This is a genomic window from Pantoea sp. DY-15, assembly GCF_019795935.1.
In the GTDB taxonomy this organism is placed as follows: domain Bacteria; phylum Pseudomonadota; class Gammaproteobacteria; order Enterobacterales; family Enterobacteriaceae; genus Pantoea; species Pantoea leporis.
The window spans coordinates 23,145-49,567 of the sequence record NZ_JAIMIF010000004.1; the positions used below are offsets into that span (position 1 = coordinate 23,145).

23 protein-coding genes are annotated in these 26,423 nt (G+C 56.4%); 16 read left to right on the top strand and 7 right to left on the bottom strand.

Annotated elements, in window-relative coordinates; genetic code table 11:
- Window positions 1-340: 340 nt before the first annotated feature.
- The 5 genes from glgB (at window position 341) to glgP (ending at window position 9,775) form a co-directional block, all read left to right on the top strand.
- Window positions 341-2,527, top strand: a complete 2,187-nt coding sequence (gene glgB, locus K5Y32_RS15305; protein ID WP_101763111.1) for a 1,4-alpha-glucan branching enzyme — start codon at window positions 341-343, stop codon at window positions 2,525-2,527.
- A complete protein-coding gene (glgX, locus tag K5Y32_RS15310) occupies window positions 2,527-4,506 on the top strand; it encodes a glycogen debranching protein GlgX (RefSeq protein WP_222184925.1) in 1,980 nt (659 codons plus the stop codon). Before glgB ends, glgX begins: the two co-directional genes overlap by 1 nt.
- Before the next feature lie 10 nt (window positions 4,507-4,516).
- Window positions 4,517-5,809, top strand: coding sequence for a glucose-1-phosphate adenylyltransferase (gene glgC / locus K5Y32_RS15315; protein ID WP_192236049.1), 1,293 nt, complete (start codon window positions 4,517-4,519; stop codon window positions 5,807-5,809).
- 63 nt (window positions 5,810-5,872) lie between these two features.
- Window positions 5,873-7,306 (top strand): glycogen synthase GlgA, encoded by a 1,434-nt coding sequence (gene glgA / locus K5Y32_RS15320; protein ID WP_101763108.1) that lies wholly within the window; start codon window positions 5,873-5,875, stop codon window positions 7,304-7,306.
- Between the two features lie 21 nt (window positions 7,307-7,327).
- Window positions 7,328-9,775 carry a glycogen phosphorylase gene (gene glgP / locus K5Y32_RS15325; RefSeq protein WP_222184927.1) on the top strand — a complete coding sequence of 816 codons (2,448 nt, stop codon included), beginning with the start codon at window positions 7,328-7,330 and terminating at the stop codon, window positions 9,773-9,775.
- Between the two features lie 98 nt (window positions 9,776-9,873).
- Here glgP and K5Y32_RS15330 read toward each other — a convergent pair whose 3' ends face one another.
- Window positions 9,874-10,431: a DcrB family lipoprotein gene (locus tag K5Y32_RS15330; protein WP_137384946.1), complete on the bottom strand. Its 558-nt coding sequence runs from the start codon at window positions 10,429-10,431 to the stop codon at window positions 9,874-9,876.
- 116 nt (window positions 10,432-10,547) lie between these two features.
- Window positions 10,548-11,213: a 7-cyano-7-deazaguanine/7-aminomethyl-7-deazaguanine transporter gene (locus K5Y32_RS15335; protein ID WP_137384947.1), complete on the bottom strand. Its 666-nt coding sequence runs from the start codon at window positions 11,211-11,213 to the stop codon at window positions 10,548-10,550.
- A 192-nt stretch (window positions 11,214-11,405) separates the two neighbouring features.
- Here K5Y32_RS15335 and tusA point away from each other — a divergent pair, with 192 nt between their 5' ends.
- Window positions 11,406-11,651 carry a sulfurtransferase TusA gene (gene tusA / locus K5Y32_RS15340; RefSeq protein ID WP_036649974.1) on the top strand — a complete coding sequence of 82 codons (246 nt, stop codon included), beginning with the start codon at window positions 11,406-11,408 and terminating at the stop codon, window positions 11,649-11,651.
- Here the strand turns inward: tusA and K5Y32_RS15345 are convergent.
- Together K5Y32_RS15345 and K5Y32_RS15350 are read right to left on the bottom strand one after the other, a co-directional pair.
- Complete coding sequence (locus K5Y32_RS15345; RefSeq protein WP_222184929.1) at window positions 11,648-13,924, bottom strand: zinc/cadmium/mercury/lead-transporting ATPase; 2,277 nt, start codon at window positions 13,922-13,924, stop codon at window positions 11,648-11,650. The genes tusA and K5Y32_RS15345 overlap by 4 nt on opposite strands.
- Before the next feature lie 91 nt (window positions 13,925-14,015).
- Window positions 14,016-14,645, bottom strand: a complete 630-nt coding sequence (locus K5Y32_RS15350; protein WP_101763104.1) for a lysoplasmalogenase — start codon at window positions 14,643-14,645, stop codon at window positions 14,016-14,018.
- Between the two features lie 164 nt (window positions 14,646-14,809).
- Between K5Y32_RS15350 and K5Y32_RS15355 the strand changes: the two genes are divergently transcribed.
- Window positions 14,810-15,166: a DUF2500 domain-containing protein gene (locus tag K5Y32_RS15355; RefSeq protein WP_222184931.1), complete on the top strand. Its 357-nt coding sequence runs from the start codon at window positions 14,810-14,812 to the stop codon at window positions 15,164-15,166.
- A gap of 40 nt (window positions 15,167-15,206) precedes the next feature.
- Here the strand turns inward: K5Y32_RS15355 and K5Y32_RS15360 are convergent, their stop codons facing one another.
- Window positions 15,207-15,476 (bottom strand): DUF1145 family protein, encoded by a 270-nt coding sequence (locus tag K5Y32_RS15360; RefSeq protein WP_008109883.1) that lies wholly within the window; start codon window positions 15,474-15,476, stop codon window positions 15,207-15,209.
- Window positions 15,466-16,062 (bottom strand): 16S rRNA (guanine(966)-N(2))-methyltransferase, encoded by a 597-nt coding sequence (gene rsmD, locus K5Y32_RS15365; protein ID WP_222184933.1) that lies wholly within the window; start codon window positions 16,060-16,062, stop codon window positions 15,466-15,468. The genes K5Y32_RS15360 and rsmD overlap by 11 nt, the downstream gene beginning before the upstream one ends.
- A 232-nt stretch (window positions 16,063-16,294) precedes the next feature.
- Between rsmD and ftsY the strand changes: the two genes are divergently transcribed.
- The 4 genes from ftsY to rpoH all read left to right on the top strand — a co-directional run bounded on the left by ftsY (window position 16,295) and on the right by rpoH (window position 20,484).
- Window positions 16,295-17,740: a signal recognition particle-docking protein FtsY gene (ftsY, locus tag K5Y32_RS15370; RefSeq protein ID WP_222184934.1), complete on the top strand. Its 1,446-nt coding sequence runs from the start codon at window positions 16,295-16,297 to the stop codon at window positions 17,738-17,740.
- Window positions 17,741-17,745: 5 nt separating this feature from the next.
- The gene (gene ftsE, locus K5Y32_RS15375) at window positions 17,746-18,414 is read left to right on the top strand and encodes a cell division ATP-binding protein FtsE (RefSeq protein ID WP_008109888.1); all 669 of its coding nucleotides are present in this window, start codon (window positions 17,746-17,748) and stop codon (window positions 18,412-18,414) included.
- Complete coding sequence (gene ftsX / locus K5Y32_RS15380; RefSeq protein ID WP_101763100.1) at window positions 18,404-19,387, top strand: permease-like cell division protein FtsX; 984 nt, start codon at window positions 18,404-18,406, stop codon at window positions 19,385-19,387. The genes ftsE and ftsX overlap by 11 nt, the downstream gene beginning before the upstream one ends.
- A 239-nt stretch (window positions 19,388-19,626) precedes the next feature.
- Window positions 19,627-20,484, top strand: a complete 858-nt coding sequence (gene rpoH / locus K5Y32_RS15385; RefSeq protein WP_064737937.1) for an RNA polymerase sigma factor RpoH — start codon at window positions 19,627-19,629, stop codon at window positions 20,482-20,484.
- Between the two features lie 95 nt (window positions 20,485-20,579).
- On the opposite strand, the gene panM is transcribed toward rpoH, so the two are convergent.
- On the bottom strand, window positions 20,580-20,966 hold the full coding sequence (gene panM, locus K5Y32_RS15390; protein ID WP_192236041.1) for an aspartate 1-decarboxylase autocleavage activator PanM: 387 nt from the start codon (window positions 20,964-20,966) through the stop codon (window positions 20,580-20,582).
- Between the two features lie 402 nt (window positions 20,967-21,368).
- Between panM and K5Y32_RS15395 the strand changes: the two genes are divergently transcribed.
- The 5 genes from K5Y32_RS15395 to livF all read left to right on the top strand — a co-directional run bounded on the left by K5Y32_RS15395 (window position 21,369) and on the right by livF (window position 26,236).
- Complete coding sequence (locus K5Y32_RS15395) at window positions 21,369-22,496, top strand: branched-chain amino acid ABC transporter substrate-binding protein (RefSeq protein ID WP_222184936.1); 1,128 nt, start codon at window positions 21,369-21,371, stop codon at window positions 22,494-22,496.
- 66 nt (window positions 22,497-22,562) lie between these two features.
- Window positions 22,563-23,489 carry a high-affinity branched-chain amino acid ABC transporter permease LivH gene (gene livH / locus K5Y32_RS15400; protein ID WP_101763097.1) on the top strand — a complete coding sequence of 309 codons (927 nt, stop codon included), beginning with the start codon at window positions 22,563-22,565 and terminating at the stop codon, window positions 23,487-23,489.
- Window positions 23,486-24,757, top strand: a complete 1,272-nt coding sequence (locus tag K5Y32_RS15405; RefSeq protein ID WP_110868130.1) for a high-affinity branched-chain amino acid ABC transporter permease LivM — start codon at window positions 23,486-23,488, stop codon at window positions 24,755-24,757. Before livH ends, K5Y32_RS15405 begins: the two co-directional genes overlap by 4 nt.
- Window positions 24,754-25,521: a high-affinity branched-chain amino acid ABC transporter ATP-binding protein LivG gene (livG, locus tag K5Y32_RS15410; RefSeq protein ID WP_222184938.1), complete on the top strand. Its 768-nt coding sequence runs from the start codon at window positions 24,754-24,756 to the stop codon at window positions 25,519-25,521. The genes K5Y32_RS15405 and livG overlap by 4 nt, the downstream gene beginning before the upstream one ends.
- 1 nt (window position 25,522) lies before the next feature.
- A complete protein-coding gene (gene livF / locus K5Y32_RS15415; protein WP_101763094.1) occupies window positions 25,523-26,236 on the top strand; it encodes a high-affinity branched-chain amino acid ABC transporter ATP-binding protein LivF in 714 nt (237 codons plus the stop codon).
- Window positions 26,237-26,423: the final 187 nt, after the last annotated feature.

Below are 26,423 nucleotides of genomic sequence, written 5' to 3' on the forward strand. Positions count from 1 at the left end.
AAAGGCCGGGGTTTCCCGGCCTTTTTTTAATTATCCAGGCCGCAAAAATTCATGCAAATTGCGCCTGACAAGTGATCCGCTTCCCTTTTTTGCTTGCCCGATAAGTATTTTTCACGATCCTCCCTGGCTTCTGCTATCCCCAAGCTATGATTTAACAGAGATGTGCCGGTTGTTAACTGTTTTTGTTTTTTCGAACTGAATGGTTGTTGTACACGGTGAAGATCTTTCCCACGGACGGTTGTGTCCTCACGGTGTACCTATGGCTCAATGAAAAGCAGCGCACCCGAGGCGATAATCCTGCCGACTCTGGTCGCCTGCGCAAAATCATAGGAAGAAAGTCATGTCAGAGCTTCCCGATCGCCAGGCGATCAATGCCCTTTTTGCCGGGAATTATGCCGATCCCTTTTCACTACTGGGCATGCACCAAACGGCTGCAGGCCTTGAAGTGCGTGCGCTGCTGCCCGATGCCTCCGATGTTTGGGTCATTGAAACCAACACCGGACGCAAATGTGCTCAGCTTACCTGCCTCGACTCACGCGGTTTCTTCAGTGGCGTGATTCCGCGTCGTAAAAACCGCTTTGGTTATCAGCTGGCAGTGAACTGGCACGGCCAGCAAAACCTGATTGATGATGCCTATCGCTTCGGCCCGCTGCTGGAGGAGATGGATGCATGGTTATTGGGTGAAGGCACGCATCTGCGTCCCTACGAAACCCTCGGCGCGCACGGCACCACCATTGATGGCGTGCACGGCACGCGGTTCGCCGTTTGGGCACCTAACGCGCGTCGCGTATCGGTGGTAGGCGAGTTCAACTTCTGGGATGGCCGACGTCATCCCATGCGTTTTCGCCGTGAACTTGGCGTCTGGGAACTGTTTGTGCCGGGCGCGGTAAACGGTCAGCTGTATAAATTTGAAATCGTGGATAATTCCGGCCAGATGCGCATCAAAGCCGATCCCTTCGCCTTTGAAGCGCAGATGCGTCCGCAAACCGCCTCGATGATCTGCGGGCTGCCGCCGAAAACCGAGATGCAGCCGCAGCGTAAGGCCGCCAATGCTTTTGACCAGCCGATTTCGATTTATGAAGTGCACCTCGGTTCATGGCGACGTCACACCGATAACAACTTCTGGCTCAGCTACAAAGAGCTGGCGGAACAGCTCATTCCTTACGTTAAAGAGATGGGCTTCACCCACATCGAACTGATGCCGATTAACGAACACCCCTTCGACGGCAGCTGGGGCTATCAGCCGCTCGGTATGTATGCGCCGACGCGCCGTTTCGGTACGCGCGATGAGTTCCGCCACTTCGTGGCCGCCGCGCATGATGCTGGCATTAACGTGCTGCTCGATTGGGTGCCAGGCCACTTCCCAAGCGATGATTTCGGCCTGGCGAAGTTCGATGGCACCGAACTCTACGAACACAGCGATCCGCGCGAAGGTTTTCATCAGGACTGGAACACGCTGATCTACAACTTTGGTCGCCGTGAAGTGAGCAATTATCTCTCCGGCAACGCCTTGTACTGGATGGAGCGTTTCGGCATTGATGGGCTGCGCGTCGATGCGGTGGCATCAATGATCTACCGTGATTACAGCCGCGCCGAAGGCGAATGGGTGCCGAACCAGTTTGGTGGACGCGAGAACCTCGAAGCGATTTCGTTCCTGCGTCACACTAACCGCGTTTTGGGTCGCGCCGCACCGGGCAGCGTCACGGTGGCGGAAGAGTCCACCGATTATCCCGGCGTTACGCGCCCTTCAGAAGATGGCGGCCTCGGCTTCTGGTTCAAATGGAACCTTGGCTGGATGCACGACACACTGGACTATATGAAGCTCGACCCGGTGCATCGCCGTTATCATCATCAGCTGATGACCTTTGGCATGATTTACAACTACACCGAAAACTTCGTGCTGCCGCTGTCGCATGACGAAGTGGTGCACGGCAAACGTTCGATTCTCGATCGCATGCCGGGCGATGCCTGGCAGAAGTTCGCTAACCTGCGCGCCTATTACGGCTGGATGTGGGGTTTCCCCGGTAAGAAGCTGCAATTTATGGGCAATGAATTTGCGCAGGGTCGCGAATGGAACCACGACACCAGCCTCGACTGGCATCTGCTGGAAGGTGAGGATAACTGGCACAACGGCGTGCATCGTCTGGTGCGCGATCTCAATCACACCTATCGCCATTACGCGCCGCTGCATCAACTCGACTTTGATGGGCAAGGTTTTGAGTGGCTGGTGGTCGATGACTACGAAAACTCCGTGTTTGTATTTGTGCGCCGCGATCGCGACGGTAATGAAATCATCGTAGCCAGCAACTTTACGCCAGTGGCGCGTCACAACTATCGCTTTGGCGTCAACCAGCGTGGCGGCTGGCGCGAGATCATGAATACCGATCAGCACGATTATCACGGCAGCGACACGCGCAATCACGGCGTGGTACACACCGATGAGATGGAGAGTCACGGTCGGCCGCAGTCGCTGAGTTTGACCTTACCGCCGCTGGCAACGCTTTGGCTGGTGCGGGAGAGCGACTGATGCTGGAGCAGGGGCAGCCGGAACCGTTAGGTGCGCACTATGATGGGCACGGCGTTAATTTTACGCTGTTCTCCCAGCATGCCGAACGCGTTGAACTCTGCCTGTTCGACGCGCACGGTGCTGAGCGCCGTTTCGCACTGCCCGCGCGCAGCGGTGATATCTGGCACGGCTATTTTCCCGCGCTGAAGCCCGGCCAGCGCTACGGCTATCGCGTACACGGTCCATGGGCGCCGCTGCAGGGACATCGCTTCAATCCGGCTAAGCTGTTGGTCGATCCCTGCGCCAAAGCGGTGGCGGGTGAAGTGGCGGACGACGCGCGTTTCAACGGCGGCGAACGTGAGCTAAATGGTTTGGATAACGCCGCCATCGCGCCGAAATCGTTGGTGACTGCCGAAGATTTTGACTGGGAGGACGATCACGCGCCGCGCACGCCGTGGGGCAACACGGTGATCTATGAAGCGCACGTACGCGGCTTAACCCAGCAGCATCCGGAAATTCCGGAAAGATTGCGTGGCACTTATGCGGCGCTGGGTCATCCTGCTATGGTGAAGTACCTGCGCCACCTCGGCATCACCGCGCTGGAACTGTTGCCGATTGCCCAATTCACCAGCGAGCCGCGCCTGCGCCGTTTGGGATTGAGTAATTACTGGGGCTACAACCCCTTTGCCTTGTGGGCGGTGGATGCGCGTTACGCCTCGGGCGAAAACGGTTTAACGCCGCTGCAGGAGTTTCAGCAGGCGGTTAAAGCACTGCATGCCGCGGGCATCGAAGTGATTCTGGACGTGGTGTTCAACCACACCGCCGAGCTGGAAGAGATCGGGCCAACGATTTCCCTGCGCGGCGTGGATAACGCCAGCTATTACTGGCTGGATGGCAACGGCGAATATCAAAACTGGACCGGCTGCGGCAACACGCTAAATCTCAGTCATCCGCAGGTGATGACGTGGGCGCTGGAAGCGCTGCGCTACTGGGTGCGTGTTTGCCATGTTGATGGGTTCCGTTTTGACCTCGCCAGCGTGTTGGGACGCACACCGGAGTTTCATCAGGATGCGCCGCTGTTTGCCGCCATCAAAGCCTGTCCGCTGCTGTCGCAGGTGAAGCTGATTGCCGAGCCGTGGGACATCGGCCCCGGCGGTTATCAGGTCGGCAACTTTCCGCCAGACTTCGCCGAGTGGAACGACCATTTTCGCGATGCGGCGCGCCGTTACTGGCTGCATGGTCAACTGAATAATGGCGATTTCGCCCGCCGTTTTGCCGCATCCAGCGACGTTTTCCAGCGTGAGGCGCGGCTGCCGCACGCCAGCATCAATCTCATTACCGCTCACGACGGCTTCACGCTGCGCGATGTGGTGAGTTTTAACAACAAACACAATCAGGCTAACGGCGAAGACAATCGCGACGGCAGCAGCAGTAACTTCAGCCATAACCACGGCAAAGAGGGACTGCAGGTCAATTTCGATATTGTCGAACGGCGGCGGCGCAGCGTGCATGGCTTACTGACCACGCTGCTGCTGGCGCAGGGCACGCCGATGCTGCTGGCGGGTGACGAACGCGGTCACAGCCAGCACGGTAACAACAACGCCTATTGCCAGGACAATCCGCTGACCTGGTTGAACTGGCAACAGGATGATTTTGGCCTGGTCGACTTCACTGCTGCGTTAATCCGCTTGCGCCAGCGCATTCCCGCATTGACGCAGGATCGCTGGTGGCAGGAGGGCGATGGCAGCGTGCAGTGGTGCAATGCCAGCGGCACACCACTGGAAACCGAGCAGTGGGAACAGGGGACGCACCGAATGCAGATCCTGCTCTCCGGCCGCTGGTTAATAACAATAAACGCCACGGAATCGGTGAGTGATATCGCCTTACCAGACGGAGAGTGGCGTGCCATTCCTCCTTTCGCCGGGGAAGATAACCCCATCCTGACAACTGTCTGGCACGGTCCCGCACACGGTGTGTGTGTGTTCCTAAAGCAATCATAAGGAGTCAGACATGGTGAAATTAGATAGAACAGATCATCTGATGCTGGCGCGCCAGCTCCCTACACAAACGGTCGCCCTGATCCTTGCTGGCGGGCGCGGTACGCGCCTGAAAGATCTCACCGCGAAACGCGCTAAACCTGCCGTGCACTTCGGTGGCAAGTTCCGCATCATCGACTTTGCGCTGTCCAACTGCATCAACTCGGGCATAAGGCGCATCGGCGTGATCACCCAATATCAGTCCCATACGCTGGTGCAGCATATCCAGCGCGGCTGGTCGCTGTTCAACGAAGAGATGAACGAGTTTGTCGATCTGCTGCCGGCGCAGCAGCGTGCCGCTACCGAACACTGGTATCGCGGGACTGCGGATGCGGTGACGCAAAACCTCGACATTATTCGCCGCTACAACGCGCAATACATCGTGATCCTCGCCGGGGATCACATCTACAAAATGGATTACTCGCGCATGCTGCTCGACCACGTCGATCGCGGTGCCAAATGCACCATCGCCTGCTTGCCAGTGCCGTTAGCTGAAGCCACGGCGTTTGGGGTGATGGCGGTGGATGCCGAAAACAACGTAATCGATTTTGTCGAAAAACCGCCGAAGCCGCCGTCAATGCCGGGTGACGATACCCGCGCGCTGGCCAGCATGGGCATTTACGTGTTCAACGCCGATTACCTTTATCAGCTGCTGGAAGAGGATCTGCTTGTAGCCGATTCCAGCCATGATTTCGGCAAAGATCTGCTGCCGAAAATTGTCGCCAGCGGCGAGGCGTATGCGCACTCCTTCACGCTCTCCTGCGTGCAGGTTGATGAAAACGCTGAGCCGTACTGGCGCGACGTCGGAACGCTGGAAGCTTACTGGCGCGCCAATCTCGATTTAGCGTCGGTCACGCCTGAGCTGGATATGTACGATCACAGCTGGCCGATTCGTACTCACATGGAGCCGCTGCCGCCGGCGAAATTTGTTCAGGATCGATCCGGCAGCCACGGCATGACAATGAATTCGCTGGTCTCGGGCGGCTGCATCATCTCCGGTTCGGTGGTGGTGAACTCGGTGCTGTTCCCGCGTATTCGCATCAACTCGTTTTGCAATATTGATTCCGCAGTGCTGCTGCCTGATGTGGTGGTTGGCCGATCGTGTCGTCTGCGTCGCTGCGTGATCGATCGCGCCTGCGAACTGCCAGAAGGCATGGTCATTGGCGAAAACCCCGACGAAGACAGCCGTCGTTTTTACCGTTCTGAAGAGGGCATCGTACTGGTGACGCGCGCCATGCTGGCCAAATTGGCCGGAGGCGGTCAGTAAGTGACGAAAGAATATAGAGAAAATTGCCGCGTGGAACGTGTGCGATAACAATAGGGGTTCAGGATGCAGGTTTTACATGTCTGTTCAGAGCTTTTCCCGCTGTTGAAAACCGGCGGACTGGCTGATGTCGTCGGTGCATTACCACAGGCGCAAATAGCCGATGGTACGGATGCGCGGGTGTTGATTCCCGCCTTTCCGGATCTGCGTAAAGGGATTCCTGATACAGAGGTCCTGGCGGAGTTGCAAACTTTTGCGGGACCGGTACGCTTACTTTTTGGACAATTTAACGGCGTTGGTATTTATTTAATCGATGCGCCGGGATTGTATGAACGTCCCGGCAGCCCGTATCACGATACGTCGCAGTTTGCTTACGTCGATAACTACCTGCGTTTTGCGCTGCTGGGCTGGATGGGCGCCGAGATTGCCAGCGGGCTGGATACCGACTGGCAGCCAGATATTGTGCATGCGCATGACTGGCATGCAGGCTTAACCTGCGCCTATATTGCGGCGCGCGGGCGTCCGGCGAAAACGGTGTTCACCGTGCATAATCTGGCGTATCAAGGGCTGTTTTCGGCGCGTCATCTGGATGAGATCCAGATCCCGCGCGCGTTCTTCGACATGCATGGACTGGAGTTCTTCGGGCAAATTTCCTACCTCAAGGCGGGGCTGTTCTTTGCCGATCACATTACGGCGGTCAGCCCGACTTACGCGCTGGAGATTACCCGACCGGAATTTGGTTACGGCATGGAATCACTGCTCGAACAGCGACTGCGTGAAGGGCGCCTGAGCGGGATTTTGAACGGCGTCGATCCGGGCATCTGGGACCCGGCGCACGACCTGCTGCTCACCGCGCGCTACGACAGCGAAACGCTGGAGAGCAAAGCGGAGAACAAGCGCCAGCTGCAAATTGCCATGGGCCTGAAGGTGGATGACAAAGCACCGGTGTTCTGCGTCATCAGCCGTCTGACCAAACAGAAAGGGCTGGATCTGGTGCTGGAAGCGCTACCGGGATTACTGGCGCAGGGCGGACAGTTGGTGCTGCTCGGCCAGGGCGATGCGGAGCTGCAGCAAGGTTTCCTTGCGGCGGCGGCGGAGCATCCGGGCCGCGTTGGCGTGCAGATTGGTTATCACGAAGCCTTCTCGCACCGCATTGTTGGCGGCGCGGATGTGATTATGGTGCCGAGCCGTTTTGAGCCGTGCGGCTTAACCCAGCTGTATGGTTTGAAATACGGTACGCTGCCGCTGGTGCGTCGCACTGGCGGACTGGCGGATACAGTGCAAGACAGCTCGCTTGAGAATCTGGCGGATGGCGTCGCCAGCGGTTTCACCTTTGAAGACAGTAATGCCTGGTCGCTGCTGCGGGCGATTCGGCGCGCATTTGTTCTGTGGTCTCGTCCTGCACTCTGGCGTTACGTTCAGCGGCAGGCGATGGGGATGGATTTTAGTTGGCAGGTGGCAGCACAAGCCTACCGCGATCTTTATCAACGTTTGCTGTAATGAGAGATTGGGATACTTGATATGAATGCACCTTTCACCTATGCCTCACCCACGCTGACGGTTGATGCACTGAAGCACTCAATCGCCTATAAGCTGATGTTTACTATTGGTAAAGATCCATCGATCGCGAATAAGCATGAGTGGCTCAACGCCGCGCTGCTGGCGGTGCGTGATCGCATGGTGGAACGCTGGCTGCGCTCCAGCCGCGCGCAGCTCTCGCAGGATGTGCGGCAGGTTTATTATCTGTCGATGGAGTTCCTGATGGGGCGCACGCTCGGCAACGCGTTGCTGGCGATGGGCATTTATGAGGATCTTAATCAGGCGCTGGAAGAGATGGGCCTCGACCTCAGCGAACTGATGGAAGAGGAGAACGATCCCGGCCTCGGTAATGGCGGTTTAGGGCGTTTGGCGGCCTGCTTCCTGGATTCGCTCGCCACGCTCGGTTTACCGGGGCGCGGCTACGGCATTCGTTATGACTACGGCATGTTTAAGCAGAATATCGTCGACGGGCAGCAGCGCGAATCGCCGGATTACTGGCTGGAGTACGGCAATCCGTGGGAATTCCAGCGCTTTAACACGCGCTACAAAGTGCGCTTCGGTGGCCGTCTGCAGCATGAAGGCGCGCGGGTGCGCTGGGTGGAAACCGAGGAGATCGTGGCGATGGCTTACGATCAAATCATTCCCGGTTTTGATACCGATGCCACCAATACGCTGCGCTTGTGGGGTGCGCAGGCCAGTAACGAAATCAACCTCGGTAAGTTCAACCAGGGTGATTACTTCGCCGCGGTAGAAGATAAAAACCACTCGGAAAACGTGTCGCGCGTGCTCTATCCCGATGATTCCACCTATTCGGGGCGCGAGCTGCGTCTGCGTCAGGAGTATTTCCTCGTCTCCTCGACGGTGCAGGATATTCTCAATCGTCACTGGCAGATGCATGAAACCTGGGACAATTTGCCGGACAAAATTGCCATCCACCTCAACGATACGCATCCGGTGCTGGCGATCCCGGAACTGATGCGCATACTGATCGACGAGCAGAAATTCAGCTGGGACGATGCCTTTGAAGTGACCTGTCAGGTGTTCTCCTACACCAACCACACGCTGATGACGGAAGCGCTGGAAACCTGGCCAGTGGATATGATTGGCAAGATCCTGCCGCGTCATCTCAGCATTATTTTTGAAATTAACGACTACTTCCTGAAAACCATTCAGGAATATTACCCGGATGATTGGGAGCTGTTAGCGCGCATCTCGATCATCGATGAGAACGACGGCCGCCGCATTCGCATGGCGTGGCTGGCGGTGGTGGTGAGCCACAAAGTTAACGGTGTGTCAGAGTTGCACTCCAACTTGATGGTGCAATCGCTGTTCGCTGACTTCGCGCGTCTGTTCCCGGGCCGTTTCTGCAATAAAACCAACGGCGTGACGCCACGTCGCTGGTTGGCGCTGGCGAATCCGGCGCTCTCGGACGTTCTGGATAAAGCGATTGGCCGCAACTGGCGCACCGATCTCGGCCAGCTCAACGAACTGACCACGCAGGTCGATTATCCGGCCTTTATCGAGCAGATCGCCGATGCCAAGTTCGCCAACAAGAAACGCCTGGCGGATTGGGTGGCGAAGAACATGGATATCGTGCTCGATCCGCATGCGCTGTTTGATGTGCAGATCAAGCGCATCCACGAATACAAACGCCAGCTGCTTAACGTGCTGCACGTCATCACGCGCTACAACCGTATCAAGGCCGACCCCAGCGCCGAATGGGTGCCGCGCGTCAATATCTTCGCCGGCAAAGCGGCGTCGGCCTATTACGTGGCGAAACACATCATTCACCTGATCAACGACGTCGCCAATGTGATCAACAACGATCCGCAGGTGAAGAACAAGCTGAAGGTGGTGTTCATTCCAAACTATGGCGTGAGCCTGGCGCAGATCATCATTCCGGCGGCGGATCTCTCCGAGCAGATCTCCACTGCCGGTACCGAAGCCTCTGGTACCAGTAACATGAAGTTTGCGCTGAACGGCGCGTTAACCATCGGTACGCTGGATGGTGCCAACGTTGAGATGCTGGAGCATGTCGGCAAGGAGAATATCTTTATCTTCGGCAACACTACGCCGCAGGTCGAGAAGCTGCGCACCGACGGCTACAACCCGCGTAAGTATTATGAGGACGATCCCGAGCTGCATCAGGCGCTGACGCAAATCGCCAGCGGGGTGTTCAGCCCGCAGGAGCCAGGGCGCTACCGTAATCTGTTTGATGCGCTGGTGAACTTCGGCGATCACTATCAGCTGCTGGCGGATTACCGCAGCTATGTGGATACGCAGGATAAGGTGGACAAGCTGTATCGCCAGCCGGATAAGTGGCAGCGCAGCGCGGCGCTGAATATCGCCAATATGGGTTATTTCTCGTCGGACCGCACCATCCAGGAATATGCGGATGAGATCTGGCACATTTCGCCAGTGAGATTGTAAGGCGGGGAGCGTTGAACCAGGTCGCCATGAATGGCGACCCTGCGAAAACCGCTTTGAGCCATTTGTAGGGTCGCCATTCATGGCGACCGTTTTAAGGCTTACTTCAACGTGATGCTTTTGACGATGCTATCTGCATCGCTTTGCGCTTGCTGCTGGTTGTCGGCTGGCAAGGTAATTTGCAGCGTCAGCAGTTTGCCATCCACTTTCGCCAGAATCACCGAAGACCATGAGGTCTGATTGTTGGCAGAAATCACCGTATCCAGCTGCTGTGCCGGCTGGTCTTTCAGCGTCACCGCTTTATTAGACACCACCTGCAGCTGTGGGTCGCGACCGCGCTGCTGCTGTTCCAGACGCTGTGCCAGCGCATCAAGCGCTTCGTTGGTGGGATCGCCGGCAATCACGATAATCGCGCGCTGACCGGTTTCGTCGGCATAGACGTGCATGTTGGTGGATTCAGAGCCGAGCTTGCCGCTCTTGTCAGACATGCCCGCCGGCAAAGAGAAACTCAGTTTGCCGTCCATCAGGTTAACCGTCTGGGCCGACTGGCTGGCGCTCGCACCGTTGCTGTTCGCTGCCGCATCATCTTTCTTCTGGTCACATGCCGCCAGGCCGATAACCAACAGGCCAATACCCACATATTTCACTACGTTACGCATTCTTTTCCCTTTTACATGATTCCAGTCAGCCGTTATACAAGCGGATTTAGTTAGCAAAAGCAACCGCCGGAGTGTCAGGAAATCTTAGCGTAATGCGGCATTTAGTGTATGTACAATCAGCCGAAATTGATCTGCTGCTGCGCGGAACGTTCGGCTAAGCGCTTCAGCATGGCATTTAGCAGCACGCCGTAAGCGGGCAGGAAGAAGATCATGCAGATCAGAACCTTGAAGCTGTAATCCACCAGTGCGATTTCGACCCAATGCGTGGCCATAAACGGATCTGGGCTCTTGTAGAAGGCGATGAAAAAGAAGGCCAGCGTATCGCTGATATTACCGAGGAACATCGCTGCCGCTGGCGCAATCCACCACTGCGATAAACGGCGCAAACGGTTAAAAACGTGCACATCGAGGATTTGTCCCAGCGCATAAGCCATAAAGCTGGCGCAGGCGATACGGGCAACAAACAGATTCACCTCTTCCAGTGACGCCCAACCTTGCCATTCGCCCTGATAGAACACGCAGGAAACAATGTAGGAGATCACTAGCGCGGGAATCATCACCGCCAGAATAATGCGACGTGCCAGCGGCGCGCCAAAGATGCGCACGGTCAGATCGGTGGCGAGGAAAATAAACGGAAAGCTAAACGCGCCCCATGTGGTGTGGAAGCCGAAGATGGAAACCGGCAGCTGTACCAGATAGTTACTGGAGGTGATCACCAGCAGATGGAATAGCGATAGCCAAAACAGCGCATGCATGCGCTGACGTGCAGAGAAGTTAATCATTGTAAGCCTTTTTAGTGATGGGGTGAGGGAACCCAGGTTCGTGCATTGGCACGGTGGTAAATAAAAAATCGGCGGCATCTTAACGCGTTGCGCAATTTATGCAATGGTTAATTTTAACGCAATCGTTATCGCCTTGCGTTGGCTTATTCGCGCGCTAGAATGAGCGCCATCCCTAACAACTGACAGAGAATCATGAGCGATCCCTTTTCTGCGCCTGACCATCAGCTTGATGCCCTTGGCCTGCGCTGCCCGGAGCCGGTAATGATGGTGCGTAAAACCGTGCGCAGCATGCAGGCCGGTGAAACCTTGCTGATCATTGCTGACGATCCCGCCACCACGCGCGATATCCCCGGTTTCTGCCGCTTTATGGAGCATGAGTTACTGGCACAGCAGACCGAAAGCTTGCCGTACCAGTTTCTGATTAAAAAAGGCGCCTAACGCTGACGCAGCAAGCGCAGCGCGTTGGCTGTCACCAGTGCGGTGGCACCGGAATCCGCTAATACCGCCAGCCACAAACCGGTGAAGCCGAGCAGCGTGGTGACCAGAAAAATCGCCTTTAATCCCAACGCCAGCGCCACGTTCTGACGAATGATGGCACGCGTGCGCCGTGCCAGCACAATGGTGCGCGGCAGAATCGCCAGCTGATTTTGCGTTAATGCCACATCTGCGGCTTCCAGCGCCACATCGGTGCCGCTGCCCATCGCAATGCCGATGGTGGCGGCTTTCATGGCGGGCGCATCGTTAATGCCATCGCCGACCATTGCCAATGCGTGCTGTGTGCCTAACGTCCTCACCGCCGCAACTTTATCGGCGGGCAGTAAACCTGCGCGATAATCGATGTTGAGCTTAGCGGCAATGGCCGCAGCCGCGCGTGGATTGTCGCCGGTCAGCATCATGCTGTTAACACCAAGCTTCTTCAGTTCAGACAGCGCACTGAGGGCTTCAGGGCGCAACTGGTCCTGCAAGGCTAACGCGCCGAGAACCTGCTGCTCCTGCAACAGCAGCACCACGGTTTGGCCTTGCGCTTCCAGCTGAGCAATCTGCTGCTGTTGTGCATTATCAGGATGGCTGACTTCGCGCGGCGTCAGCAGTTGATAGGTCACGCCATCTATCGCAGCGCGAATGCCACTGCCGGCCAGCGTTTGCTGCTGTGCAGCTTGCGGAAGCCTGAGCGCGCGCCGCTCGGCCTCGCTAACAATCGCCCGCGCCAGCGGATGGGTGGAACCTTGTTCAACGGCGGCGGCGATGGTGAGCAAGTTGTTTTCCGCCATCACGCCAAATGGCTGGATGTGGCTGATCTGCGGTTTACCGGCGGTCAGCGTGCCGGTTTTGTCGAACGCCATCATACTTACGCGACTGAGGCGCTCCAGCGCCGCACCGCCTTTGATCAGTGCGCCCTGACGCGCGGCAGCAGCCAGGCCGGAAGTGATGGCAGCGGGCGTGGAGATCACCAGCGCACAGGGGCAACCAATCAGCAACAGCGTCAGCCCCTTATAAATCCACGGTAACCACGCGCCAAAGCCCAGCAGCGGCGGCAGCACCATCACCAGCAGCGCCAGCAGCATAATGGCGGGCGTATAGATGCGGCTGAAGCGATCGATAAAGCGCTCAACCGGCGCACGATGGGTTTCGGCTTCCTCAATCAGTTGCAGGATGCGGTCAATGGCACTTTGGCCCGGCTGGGAAATGACTTTCAGCGTCACCAGACGATCAAGGCTGGTGGCACCGGCCATGATCTGTTCGCCTGGCTCACGCGCTACCGGCAGCGATTCGCCGGTCAACGCGCTTTCATCAAAGCTGGCGCTGGCGTGCAGCAGTTCGCCATCGGCCGGTAAACGTCCGCCGGCAGCCACTTCAATCACATCGCCGGGCTGCAGTGCTTCTAAGCGGACGTTTTCCCGCAGTGTGCCGTTGATGCGCGTGGCGGTATCAGGACGTAGCGCCATCAGCGCGGTGACGCCACGGCGTGCGCGTGTGGCGGCGTACGCTTCAAGGCGTTCACCCAGTTGAAACAGCAGCAGCACCATCGCGGCTTCGGCGTGCGCGCCAATCACCAGCGCACCAGCGGCGGCAATGGTCATCAGCATCTCAATGCTGAACGGCGAACCGCTACGCAGCAGTTTCCAGGCGCTGCGCGCGATCGGCGCTAAACCTAACAACGTGGTGGCGATAAACAGGCGATCGCCCCAAACCGGCGAAAGCTGGCTCAGCAGCCAACTGGCGAGCATCAATCCGCCAAGCAGCAGCAAACCGGCGTTTTCCTGCCAGCGGCTTTCGGGTTGTGGAGGCGATGGGGAATCACTGGCGCTCAGCGCGAAGCCGGCATTTTTCACCACCTGTTCAATGATGGCGCGGATATCCTGGTCGGCATCGACCACCAGTTTTTCACTGGCAAAAATCACGCGTGCTTGCTGAACCTGCGGTACACGTTGCACGGCGGTTTCGATTTTACGCGCGCAGCTGGGGCAATCCATGCCCGCAATCTGCCAGCGGAATTGATGTGAAGAGAGGGCGGGCCTGTCGCTTTCGGCGTCGCTTTCGCCGCCTGGCGAGCCGCTGTCGCTGTCACAGCAGCCGCAATCGCTGTCTGACGTGATGGGCTGCGCCGCGGAGATGTTCAATGTTGCGGGTTTTACGCTGCGAATTGAGCATAGCGGCTGTGGCTGACGGTGTGATTTGCCACAGCGGCAAGGGTGAGCATGTTGATGCATGTAACCTCCGGAATCAGGGCGGGCTGTTGCCCGCACCCTAATGCTACACTCTGGAGTGGACTCCAGAGTCAAGCGGAAGGTAAGGTTATCTTCAGTAGAGCCACAGTGAACGCACAATCATGAAGTGACCGGCGAAGTAGCAAGCGGCGACGATGGCGCTATCGGCGCTGAAACGGCGGCGATAATGCGAGATAAACCAGACAATATTGGCTAAAAGCAGCAACGCGGCACCCACCAGCAGCGAGAAACTGAAGTCAGTTGGACGGAAGAAGTAGTTCTCCGCCGCCATCCAATTCATTACTAGCGTCATGCCGATCAAGGTGCAGATAGGCCAGCGCAGATCTTCCAGTTTGCTCCATAGAATCCCGATAACGATCACGCCAATAATCAGGAAGGTGAGGGGAATCGGCCAGAAGAAACTCATGGTCATGTGTGCGGCAAAACTGATGGTGTATAGCAGATGCGACAGGAAGAATGCGCCCAGCGCATAGAGCATTTGCTGACGCGGTAACAGCATTAACGCGTCACCCACCAGCGTGGCAACCAGCCCGGCCAGAATCAAATAATCGGTAGTGTTGAAGGTTGGCGCTTGCCACGCCCAGGCAACGAGTAACAGCAAGGTGACAGGTTTAAATAGCCAGCGTTGCCATTGCGGACCGCGATATGAAGCATCGACGTAAAGCCAGCCGGAAAAAAGTACGGCAAGGAAAGACCAAAGCATGTTTTCTCCCTTTTCTGGACGAAATGTCCGCCAGTTTGATGAATTTTCCCAAAATCACCCTCTCAGTGTAAGTTACCGGCGCCAAATGTGACAATCAGCCGACTCTGGTTGTATGCTTTGTCGTCTTTACCCGTTCCGAATTAACGCAAAGCACGAGATAAATCATGAGCAAACCACCGCTAATCTTTTTCATCGTACTGGCCATTATTGCCGTTTTGGCGACCCGTCAGTTTATTAAACAGCGCCGCGAAACGGCGGTGAACGATGCCTCGCCGGTGCGCTCGCTGAGCGTGGAAGTGAAAACCAAACGCGAATTTCCGTCGCCCAATCGCCGTTCACGTCAGCGCGAAGAGATTGTGGCGGAAGAGATGAAATATGAAGCCTGGTTCCATCCGCTGAACGGTGCCAGCGATATTAAAGTGACGGTGAATGCGAGCCAGTATCACCAGATCGATAAAGGCGCGAAGGGCGAGTTGAAGATGAAAGGCACGCGTTTTGTAAGTTTTACTCCGGCCCCGTAGGGTCGCCATTCATTGCGACCTGACTATAAACCGCACGAAACTACATCTTCGGATAATGCTTTTTCTGCCACGCCAGCAGCTCAAACACGCCAAAAAAGAATATCTTCGCCTGGGTTACGCCGCTCAGTTTTGGGGCGTCTTTTGGCTGGGTGGCGCGCAGCAACACCAGCTGCAGGCCGTGCATAATCACCATAAAGAACAGCGCCACGTGCACGAAATAGCGCAGCGGCGTTGGGAAAGGTTGCACCAGATTGAGCAATAAAAAGGCCCAGACGCAAATCATCAGCAAACGTCCCAAATTAAGCCACATCGTGCGTCTCCTGTTGGCGTTGATATAAGCGATAAGCCACCTGACCGGCAATCTTCTCGCGGTACAAATCCCAATTTGCGGGTGCGAAAGGCGCGCCGTTTTCCACTTCGCTCTCGACATAGATCAACGCTTCAGCCGCTAACCAGCCATTTTGCTCCAGCAGCGACAATGTTTCCTGTAACAGCCCTTTACGGAAAGGCGGGTCAACAAACACCACGTCAAACGGTTCGCCCGGCTGGCTTAACCACTGCAGCGTGTTGGTTTGCACCACTTTTGCCTGCGTAGCACGCAGCGTTTGCAGATTCTGTGACAGCTGTTGCGCCACCGGACGCTCCAGCTCCAGCAGCGTAGCCGAAGCCGCATAACGAGACAGCGCTTCCAGCCCTAGCGCCCCGCTGCCGGCGAAGCAATCGAGGCAGCGCGCTTCCTGAATATCCGGCGCCAGCCAGTTAAACAGGGTTTCACGTACACGGTCGGTGGTCGGGCGCAAACCTGCGCTATCCGGCACCGGTAATTTACGGCCGCGCCACTGACCGCCAATGATGCGGATCTGGCCAGCGCTGCTGCTGCGGGGGGATTTACTCATTTCGCTCACAACTCGTCATATTTTGTTGCGTAGTTTAACGGGCGTAGCGGGCAGAAGAAACGTTAAAAAAGGGTGCTGTGGTGCGCTGGCTGGAAAGTGTTAGACTACTGAGTTGGTATAGCGCGCGTAATTACCTGATTTTTACGCCGCTCACCCGCTTAAAATTGAATATTTTATCCCCTGGGAACAAGCGTGCTACCGGGAATAAGCCATCGAGGAGTAGGGTCACACAATGGCAAAAGAGAAAAAACGCGGCTTTTTTTCCTGGTTAGGCTTTGGCAAAGAAGAAGAGACGCAACAACCTGCTGAAGAGCAGCAGCAAATTGCCGAGGTGGTCGCTGAGCCTGCCGTTGAAGAGAGTGCGCTCGATCGCGCCGAAGCGCAGGCTGTTGAAACCGTCGCCGTCACCGAACAGGTGGCGGAACAGCAGCAGGTTGAACCGGAACTGATTGAAGAGCCGGTTATTGAGCCGCAGGAACCTGAGCCGGTTACCGCAATCATTGAAGAGGTGCTGCCAGAAGAGATAGCAGCGCCGGATGTGGCACCGATCGAAGAAGAGCCGCAGCTGGAAGAACTGGCGATTGATGAGCCTGAACTGCACGAAGAAGCGCCATTAACTGACGAAGAACTGGAAGCGCTGGCGTTAGCGGAAACCTATGCGGAAGATGCTGAGCTAGCCGAAGCCACGCAGGATACCGTGAGCGATCTGCCGCTGGCCGCTGCGCCAATCATCGCGCAGGAGCAGGAGCGTCCAACCAAAGAGGGCTTCTTCGCCCGACTGAAACGCAGCCTGGTAAAAACCCGCGAAAACCTCGGTTCGGGCTTTATCAGCCTGTTCCGCGGCAAGAAAATCGATGACGATCTGTTTGAAGAGCTGGAAGAGCAGCTACTGATTGCCGACGTTGGCGTCGAAACCACCCGCCGCATCATCACCAATCTGACACAACAGGCCAACCGCAAGCAGCTACGCGATGCGGAAGCGCTGTATGGCCTGCTGAAAGCGGAAATGTCCGGTATTCTGGAAAAAGTGGATCAGCCGCTGGAAGTGGGTGGCAAAACGCCATTCGTCATCCTGATGGTGGGCGTCAACGGCGTGGGTAAAACCACCACCATCGGTAAGCTGGCGCGTCAGTATCAGGCGCAGGGCAAATCGGTGATGCTGGCAGCGGGCGATACCTTCCGTGCCGCCGCCGTTGAGCAGCTGCAGGTTTGGGGCCAGCGCAACAACATTCCTGTGGTGGCGCAGCATACCGGCGCAGATTCTGCCTCGGTGATTTTTGACGCCATCCAGGCGGCCAAGTCGCGCAATGTGGATGTACTGATCGCCGATACCGCGGGTCGTCTGCAGAACAAATCGCACCTGATGGAAGAGCTGAAGAAAATTACCCGCGTGATGAAGAAGCTGGACGAAGATGCGCCGCATGAAGTGATGCTGACGCTCGACGCCAGCACCGGGCAAAACGCTATCAGCCAGGCCAAACTGTTCCATGAAGCGGTGGGCCTGACCGGCATCACCCTGACGAAACTGGATGGAACCGCCAAAGGTGGCGTGATCTTCTCGGTTGCCGATCAGTTCGGCATTCCGATTCGTTATATCGGTGTTGGGGAAGGCATCGAGGATTTACGGCCGTTTAAGGCCGCAGACTTTATTGAGGCACTGTTTGCCCGAGAGGAATGATTGGGATGATTCGCTTTGAAGAGGTCAGTAAAGCTTACCTGGGAGGACGTCAGGCGCTGCAGGGAGTGGATTTCCATCTGCGTCCCGGCGAAATGGCGTTCCTGACCGGCCATTCCGGTGCGGGGAAAAGTACCTTACTAAAGCTGATTTGTGGCATTGAGCGCCCGAGCGCTGGGCAGATCTGGTTTAGCGGCCACGATATTTCGCGTCTGCGTCACAGCGAAGTGCCTTTCCTGCGACGTCAAATCGGCATGATTTTCCAGGATCACCATTTGTTGATGGATCGTTCGGTCTACGACAACGTGGCGATCCCGCTGATCATTTCCGGTGCCAGCGGCGAAGATATTCGTCGGCGCGTGTCGGCCGCGCTGGATAAAGTCGGCCTGCTCGACAAAGCGAAAAGCTATCCGATTCAGCTCTCTGGCGGTGAACAGCAGCGCGTCGGCATTGCCCGCGCGGTGGTGAACAAGCCTGCGGTGCTGCTGGCGGATGAACCCACCGGTAACCTCGACAATGCGCTGTCGGAAGATATCCTGCGCCTGTTCGAAGAGTTCAACCGCGTTGGTGTCACGGTGTTGATGGCAACGCACGATGTCGGGCTGATTGCACGCCGGAATTACCGCGTGATGACGCTTAATCAGGGACGTCTGCACGGAGGCCACGATGGTCAATAAACGCAACAAGCGCGCACCAGCGCCGAAGGCGAAACAACCCTCTAAAAGCAAGGCGCTGAAAGGCGGCTGGCAGGAACAGTGGCGCTATGCGCTGCGCGGCACGCTGTCGGATATGTGGCGTCAGCCGCTGGCGACGCTGCTGACGGTGATGGTGATCGCCATTTCCCTGACGCTGCCGAGCGTGTGCTACATGGTGTGGAAGAACGTCAGCCAGGCGGCGACGCAGTGGTATCCCGCGCCGCAGCTAACGGTTTATCTGGATAAAGCGCTGGATGACACCGCGGCGGAGAACGTCACCGCGCAGCTCAAGCAGCTCGATGGCGTGGACAACGTCAACTATCTGACGCGTGAAGAAGCGCTGAATGAATTCCGCAACTGGTCTGGTTTTGGTGGTTCGATGGACATGCTGGAGCAGAATCCGTTGCCAGCGGTGGCCATCATCACGCCAAAACTCAATTTCCAGAATTCGGACACCATGGCGAATCTGCGCGATCGCGTATCTAAAGTGCAGGGCGTTGATGAAGTGCGTATGGATGACAGCTGGTTCGCGCGTTTAGCGGCGCTAACCGGGCTGGTGGGGCAGATTGCCTCAATGATTGGCCTGCTGATGGTGGTTGCGGTGTTCCTGGTGATCGGCAACAGCGTGCGGCTCAGCATCTTTGCGCGGCGCGATACTATTAACGTGCAGAAGCTGATTGGTGCCACTGACGGCTTTATCCTGCGTCCATTCCTGTACGGCGGTGCGCTGTTAGGTTTGGGCGGCGCGGTGCTGTCGCTGCTACTCTCGGAAGTGCTGGTGTTGCGCCTGCAATCGGTGGTGGCGCAAGTAGCAACCGTATTCGGTACCACCTTTGTGCTGGAAGGTTTCTCCTGGGATGAAGGGTTGCTGTTACTGCTGATCGCCGCCATCATCGGCTGGATTGCCGCCTGGCTGGCAACAGTGCAACATTTACGCCGTTTTACGCCGCAGTAACCAAAAGCAACGTTTTTTGCTATACTCTTCCTCTGCTGCCGACGACCTGGGAGCAGAGGAATTCTCCTATATCCCCCGCCGTCATCTGTGTGTAAAATATTCACTGCTATAATTGAACTTGTGGATAACTTTGTCGTCCAAGTAGCACAGATTGCTTCTGGTTTTTTCGCGACGTTGACATAATGTAGCGTTTGCGCAAGGAACTGTGCAGCAAGTCCATTGAATTTGTGAGGGTTTGAATGACCAAAGAAATGCAAACTTTAGCGATTGCTCCTCTGGGTAACCTGGAATCTTACGTTCGGGCTGCCAACAACTGGCCGGTGCTGACGGCAGAAGAGGAAAAAGCATTGGCTGAGCGGCTGCATTACCAGGGCGATCTGGATGCAGCAAAGACGCTGATCCTGTCTCACCTGCGCTTTGTTGTTCATATTGCTCGTAACTACTCCGGTTACGGCTTGCCGCAGGCGGACCTGATTCAGGAAGGCAACATCGGCCTGATGAAGGCGGTGCGTCGCTTCAACCCTGAAGTCGGCGTGCGCCTGGTGTCGTTTGCCGTACACTGGATTAAAGCAGAGATTCACGAATACGTGCTGCGTAACTGGCGTATCGTGAAAGTCGCGACCACCAAAGCGCAGCGCAAGCTGTTCTTTAACCTGCGTAAAAGCAAACAGCGTCTCGGTTGGTTTAATCAGGACGAAGTGGAAATGGTCGCACGCGAGCTGGGCGTGAGCAGTAAAGACGTGCTGGAAATGGAATCGCGCATGGCTGCGCAGGATATGACTTTCGACATGTCGTCTGATGACGAAGCAGGCGAAGGCAAAGCGATGGCGCCGGTGCTGTATCTGCAGGATAAAACCTCTGACTTTGCCGATGGCATCGAAGAGGACAACTGGGATGCACATGCGGCTGATAAGCTGAGCGATGCGATGCTGAGCCTCGACGAGCGTAGTCAGGACATTATCCGTGCCCGCTGGCTGGACGATGACAACAAAACCACGCTGCAGGAGTTGGCCGACAAATACGGCGTCTCTGCGGAGCGCGTGCGTCAGCTGGAAAAGAACGCCATGAAGAAACTGCGTGTGGCGATTGAAGCCTGATAGTGATCGGGTGGAAAAACGGGGCGACTTTTAAGTCGCCCTTTTTATTACCTGGTCGCTACGCATCATGTTCAGACATTCCGCGCGACATCCTTTCAACGTACCCAACCATCAGCCTGCGCACGAAAACCACAAGCCTGCATAAACGCCGCACGCACCCCCTGATCGGCGTCGCCGTCATCGGCAATCCACCAATCTGCTAACGCGCTATTCTGCGCGATTGTCTCTTCCAGCAAGTATTGCCCCACGCCACGTCTACGCGTGACTTCGCGAACGTTGAGGTGGGTGATTTTCCCCTGCGTGCCGCTGAGGGTCAGCTGCAGCGCCGCCAGTAATCGGTCGTTAAAACGCGCCGCATACAAACGCTGCGTGTCGCTGAGTTGTGCTTCCAGTTGCACAATATCGATTTCCGGCCAGACTTTAGCTAAATCGATACGATCCTGAGCGGTTAACGATGCTAAGCGCTGGATTGTCAGCTTCATACCTAATACCTGTACTAGTGCAAAGGCAATAGTGTAGCGAATTTAGACAGTCAGAGCGCTGTCACTTTTTTCTGATGAAAATAGGTCAAATGCCAGTCAGTTTGCCAGGATTGTGGAGTAAGCCATCAACGATAGTTGAAAAAGCCAGCATAACGCGCTGGTATCCTGCTGAAAAATCGGCCATAACAACCAGACGATTCTGCTGATCCACTCAGTCAATTCTGAATATGTCAGTTGATTTACAGAAGAAAGTTCCTGTTTAATAACCTGAAAAATAAAGCCTTATTACCTATAAATGCCAGAAAAGCGTGCTAACCCATTATTGCAGAATGAGTTTTCCTCTTTGACTGGCAGAAAATAAACAATCACAACAAACACGACACAACAGATGGGGAAGTTCGCATGAAAATGAGTAAAGGACGCGCATTACTGGCGGGCTGCGTTGCCCTGGCGATGAGCCATGCGGCGCTGGCTAAAGACATCAAAATTGCCATCGTAGGCGCATCAACCGGTCCGGTCGCGCAGTACGGTGACATGCAGTTTACCGGTGCCGCGCAGGCGATTAAGGACATCAACGCCAAGGGCGGCGTTAACGGTGACAAACTGGTTGGCGTGGAATATGACGATGCCTGTGACCCGAAACAAGCGGTTGCGGTTGCCAACAAAGTGGTTAACGACGGCATCAAATACGTTATCGGTCATCTGTGCTCCTCCTCTACTCAGCCAGCTTCAGACATCTATAACGACGAAGGCGTGCTGATGATCACCCCAGCCGCTACCGCGCCTGAACTGACGGCACGTGGCTATGCTGACGTGCTGCGTACTACCGGCTTGGATTCCGATCAGGGCCCAACGGCGGCGACCTACATCCTCGACCACATCAAACCAAAACGTATCGCTGTGGTGCATGACAAACAGCAATACGGTCAGGGTCTGGCGGAATCGGTGCAGAAAACCCTGAAAGCCAAAGGCGGCAACGTGGTGCTGTTTGAAGGTATCACCGCCGGTGATAAAGACTTCTCCACGCTGATTGCGCGTCTGAAGAAAGAGAACGTCGATTTCGTTTATTACGGTGGCTATTACCCGGAGCTGGGCCAGATTCTGCGCCAGGCAAAATCCGCTGGCCTCAATGCCGGTTTCATGGGTCCGGAAGGCGTGGGCAATGCTTCCCTGTCTAACATCGCTGGCGATGCGTCTGAAGGCCTGTTCGTGACCCTGCCGAAACGTTATGACCAGCTGCCAGAGAACAAGGCGATTGTTGATGCGATTAAAGCCAACACCTCGTCTAACCGCAAAGATCCAACCGGTCCGTTCGTCTGGACCACCTACGCGGCGATTCAGTCGCTGGTGGCCGGAATCGAACGCAGCAAGAGCGATGAACCCGATGCGATTGCGAAGAACCTGAAAGAGGGCGCTGCCGTTCCAACCGTGATGGGCAACCTGAACTGGGATGAGAAAGGTGACCTGAAGGGCTTCGAATTTGGTGTCTTCAAATGGCACAAAGACGGCTCTTCTACCGCAGTTAAGTAATCCCCCAAAATTCCCTTTCCCGCACGCGGGAGAGGGAATTATTCAGCTCCAGAGCAGGTCCTCACTATGTCCGAGCAGTTTCTCTATTTTATTCAGCAGATGTTCAACGGGGTGACCCTCGGGAGCACCTACGCGCTGATCGCCATCGGTTACACCATGGTTTACGGCATTATCGGCATGATCAACTTCGCCCACGGCGAGGTGTACATGATCGGTAGCTATGTCTCCTTTATCGTGATTGCCGCCCTGATGATGATGGGTATCGATACCTCGTGGCTGATGATCGCCGCTGGTTTCGTGATGGCGGTGATCATCTCCAGCGCCTATGGCTGGAGCATCGAGCGCGTGGCGTACCGGCCAGTGCGATCGTCCAAGCGCCTGATCGCGTTGATCTCCGCCATCGGGATGTCGATCTTCCTGCAAAACTACGTCAGCCTGACGCAAGGCTCGCGCGATCTTGCGCTGCCAAGCCTGATCACCGGCCAGTGGACGTTGGGCGAGAGCAACGGCTTTGCGGCCACGCTCTCCACCATGCAACTGGTGATTTGGGTGGTGACCTTCCTGTCGATGCTGGCGCTGACGCTGTTCATCCGTTATTCACGCATGGGCCGCGCCTGCCGCGCCTGTGCAGAAGACCTGAAAATGGCCAGCCTGCTGGGTATCAACACCGATCGCGTTATCTCTCTCACCTTTATCATTGGTGCGGCGATGGCCGCAGTGGCGGGCGTATTGCTCGGTCAATTCTACGGCTCCATTAACCCATTCATTGGCTTTATGGCCGGGATGAAAGCCTTCACCGCCGCGGTATTAGGCGGTATCGGCAGTATTCCAGGCGCGATGATTGGCGGCCTGGTGCTGGGCATTGCAGAAGCGCTGACCTCGGCGTATCTGTCGACCGAATATAAAGATGTGGTCTCCTTCGCGCTGCTGATTGTGGTGCTGCTGGTAATGCCAACCGGGATTCTTGGCCGTCCGGAGGTGGAGAAAGTATGAAACGCCTCGGTTTGGTCAACGCCGTGATCTCCACGGTGATGTTGCTGATTCTCGCTACCTTCTTTATGGGCGTGCGCCTCGATCTGGACGGCACCAAACTGGTGGTCGCCAATGCGGGCGCGGTGCGCTGGAACTGGATCTTCATGGGTTGTGCGGTGGTGTTTGTCTTCCAGCTGCTGCGTCCGCTGGTGCAGGGCAAATTCAAACGCAGCGGCAAAGGTTTTGTCCTGCCGGGTTTTGATGGATCAACGCCAAAGCAGAAGCTGTTGATGGCGCTGGTGATTGCCGCCGCCGTTATCTGGCCGTTTCTGGTCTCGCGCGGCAGCGTCGATATCGCCACGCTGACGCTGATCTACGTAATGCTCGGGCTCGGGTTGAACGTGGTGGTGGGTTTATCTGGTTTGCTGGTGCTGGGCTACGGCGGTTTCTACGCCATCGGCGCTTACACCTTCGCGTTGCTTAATCACTATTACGGTTTTGGTTTCTGGGAAAGTCTGCCGCTGGCCGGTTTAGTCGCCGGTGCGTTTGGCCTGATGCTCGGCTTCCCGGTGCTGCGCCTGCGCGGTGACTATCTGGCGATCGTTACGCTCGGCTTCGGTGAAATCGTGCGTATTCTGCTGCTGAATAACACCGCGATCACTGGCGGCCCGAACGGCATCGCGCAGATTCCCAAGCCAAGTCTGTTTGGTCTGGAGTTTGGCCGCCGCGTCAGTGAAGGCGGCTGGAGCACTTTCCATGATTTCTTTGGCCTGAAATACGATCCCAGCGACCGCGTGATTTTCCTCTATCTGGTGGCGCTGCTGCTGGTGGTGCTGACGCTGTTTGTGATCAACCGTTTGCTGCGTATGCCGCTGGGCCGCGCGTGGGAAGCGCTGCGTGAAGATGAGATCGCCTGCCGTTCGCTCGGCCTGAGCCCAACGCGCATCAAGCTGACGGCTTTCACCATCAGCGCCGTGTTCGCCGGCTTCGCGGGGACGCTGTTCGCCGCTCGTCAGGGCTTCGTCAGCCCGGAATCCTTCACCTTCGTCGAATCGGCCTTTGTGCTGGCGATTGTGGTGTTGGGCGGCATGGGTTCGCAGCTGGCAGTGATCCTTGCAGCGATTCTGCTGGTGGTATCGCGCGAGCTGATGCGTGATTTGAACGAGTACAGCATGCTGGTGCTCGGCGGTTTGATGGTGCTAATGATGATCTGGCGTCCACAAGGTCTGCTGCCGATGAAACGTCCGCATCTGAAGATGAAAAGCAGTAAACAAGGAGAGCAGGCATGAGTCAGCCTTTATTAGCCGTTGAAGGCCTGATGATGCGCTTCGGCGGCCTGTTAGCCGTCAACAACGTGGCGCTTGAGCTGCATCCACAGGAAATTGTTTCGCTGATCGGCCCGAACGGTGCCGGTAAAACCACGGTGTTCAACTGCCTGACCGGTTTCTACAAACCGACCGGCGGCACCATCAAACTGCGCGATCAGCAGCTGCAAGGTTTGCCGGGCCAGAAGATTGCGCGCATGGGCATTGTGCGTACCTTCCAGCATGTGCGTCTGTTCCGTGAAATGACAGTGATTGAGAACCTGCTGGTGGCACAACATCAGCACTTGAAAAGCGGCGTGTTCTCCGGCCTGTTCAAAACCCCGGCTTTCCGTCGCGGTGAGAGCGAAGCACTGGATCGCGCGGCAACCTGGCTTGAACGCATCGGTTTGCTGGATCTGGCTAACCGTCAGGCGGGTAACCTTGCTTACGGTCAGCAGCGTCGTCTGGAGATTGCGCGCTGCATGGTGACGCGTCCGGAAATCCTGATGCTGGATGAACCGGCGGCCGGTCTTAACCCGCGTGAAACGCACGAACTCGATGAGCTGATCGCCGAACTGCGCGGTGAGCACAAGGTTTCCGTGCTGCTGATTGAGCACGATATGAAGTTGGTGATGGGCATTTCTGACCGCATTTACGTGGTGAATCAGGGAACGCCGCTGGCTAACGGCACGCCGGAACAGGTGCGTAAAAATCCGGATGTGATCCGTGCTTATTTAGGTGAGGCGTAACATGGCAAACCCGATTTTAACTTTGCAGAATGTCAGCGCCCATTACGGTCCGATTCAGGCGCTGCATAACATTAATCTGCACATCAATCAGGGTGAAATCGTCACGCTGATCGGTGCCAACGGCGCGGGTAAAACCACCCTGCTCGGCACCTTGTGTGGCGAACCACGCGCCACCAGCGGCACCATCACCTTTGATGGTAAAACGATCACCGACTGGCAAACCGCGAAAATCATGCGTGAAGCGATTGCCATCGTGCCGGAAGGCCGTCGGGTGTTTTCGCGCATGACGGTGGAAGAGAACCTGGCGATGGGCGGTTTTTTCGCCACGCGTCAGCAGTATCTGGAGCGTATCGATCGCGTTTATCAGCTGTTTTCACGGCTGGCAGAACGTAAAGCACAGCGCGCGGGTACCATGTCTGGCGGTGAGCAGCAGATGCTGGCGATTGGTCGCGCGTTGATGAGCCAGCCGCGTTTGCTGCTGCTGGATGAGCCGTCGTTGGGTTTGGCGCCGATTATCATTCAGCAGATCTTCGACACCATTGAGCAGCTGCGCAAAGAGGGCATGACCATCTTCCTCGTCGAGCAGAACGCCAACCAGGCGCTGAAGCTGGCAGATCGCGGCTATGTGCTGGAGAACGGCCACGTGGTGCTGGAGGATAGCGGCGAAGCGCTGCTGTCCAACGAAGCGGTGCGGAGTGCGTATTTAGGCGCGTAAGTTGGTGCTCGCTGTCCCCCATCCCGGCCTTCCCCCGCAAGCGGGGGAAGGAGATGCTGCCACATGCCACTCCCAACTCACATATAGCAGCATCTTCCTCCCCCATTAATGGGGGAGGACCGAGGAGGGGGACAGCCAGCACGTACCAGCCAGCACTCCTAACCCACCTGTCACATCCCCGTCATAA

Coding starts and splice junctions, on each gene's coding strand:
- glgX (WP_222184925.1), top strand. CDS start 2,527: ATGCTGGAGCAGGGGCAGCCGGAACCGTTAGGTGCGCACTATGATGGG.
- K5Y32_RS15360 (WP_008109883.1), bottom strand. CDS start 15,476: ATGTGGCTTAATTTGGGACGTTTGCTGATGATTTGCGTCTGGGCCTTT.
- rpoH (WP_064737937.1), top strand. CDS start 19,627: ATGACCAAAGAAATGCAAACTTTAGCGATTGCTCCTCTGGGTAACCTG.
- glgP (WP_222184927.1), top strand. CDS start 7,328: ATGAATGCACCTTTCACCTATGCCTCACCCACGCTGACGGTTGATGCA.
- K5Y32_RS15405 (WP_110868130.1), top strand. CDS start 23,486: ATGAAACGCCTCGGTTTGGTCAACGCCGTGATCTCCACGGTGATGTTG.
- K5Y32_RS15345 (WP_222184929.1), bottom strand. CDS start 13,924: ATGCATCAACATGCTCACCCTTGCCGCTGTGGCAAATCACACCGTCAG.
- rsmD (WP_222184933.1), bottom strand. CDS start 16,062: ATGAGTAAATCCCCCCGCAGCAGCAGCGCTGGCCAGATCCGCATCATT.
- livH (WP_101763097.1), top strand. CDS start 22,563: ATGTCCGAGCAGTTTCTCTATTTTATTCAGCAGATGTTCAACGGGGTG.
- ftsE (WP_008109888.1), top strand. CDS start 17,746: ATGATTCGCTTTGAAGAGGTCAGTAAAGCTTACCTGGGAGGACGTCAG.
- glgB (WP_101763111.1), top strand. CDS start 341: ATGTCAGAGCTTCCCGATCGCCAGGCGATCAATGCCCTTTTTGCCGGG.
- K5Y32_RS15395 (WP_222184936.1), top strand. CDS start 21,369: ATGAAAATGAGTAAAGGACGCGCATTACTGGCGGGCTGCGTTGCCCTG.
- livF (WP_101763094.1), top strand. CDS start 25,523: ATGGCAAACCCGATTTTAACTTTGCAGAATGTCAGCGCCCATTACGGT.
- ftsX (WP_101763100.1), top strand. CDS start 18,404: ATGGTCAATAAACGCAACAAGCGCGCACCAGCGCCGAAGGCGAAACAA.
- livG (WP_222184938.1), top strand. CDS start 24,754: ATGAGTCAGCCTTTATTAGCCGTTGAAGGCCTGATGATGCGCTTCGGC.
- K5Y32_RS15355 (WP_222184931.1), top strand. CDS start 14,810: ATGAGCAAACCACCGCTAATCTTTTTCATCGTACTGGCCATTATTGCC.
- glgC (WP_192236049.1), top strand. CDS start 4,517: ATGGTGAAATTAGATAGAACAGATCATCTGATGCTGGCGCGCCAGCTC.
- tusA (WP_036649974.1), top strand. CDS start 11,406: ATGAGCGATCCCTTTTCTGCGCCTGACCATCAGCTTGATGCCCTTGGC.
- panM (WP_192236041.1), bottom strand. CDS start 20,966: ATGAAGCTGACAATCCAGCGCTTAGCATCGTTAACCGCTCAGGATCGT.
- K5Y32_RS15330 (WP_137384946.1), bottom strand. CDS start 10,431: ATGCGTAACGTAGTGAAATATGTGGGTATTGGCCTGTTGGTTATCGGC.
- ftsY (WP_222184934.1), top strand. CDS start 16,295: ATGGCAAAAGAGAAAAAACGCGGCTTTTTTTCCTGGTTAGGCTTTGGC.
- K5Y32_RS15350 (WP_101763104.1), bottom strand. CDS start 14,645: ATGCTTTGGTCTTTCCTTGCCGTACTTTTTTCCGGCTGGCTTTACGTC.
- K5Y32_RS15335 (WP_137384947.1), bottom strand. CDS start 11,213: ATGATTAACTTCTCTGCACGTCAGCGCATGCATGCGCTGTTTTGGCTA.
- glgA (WP_101763108.1), top strand. CDS start 5,873: ATGCAGGTTTTACATGTCTGTTCAGAGCTTTTCCCGCTGTTGAAAACC.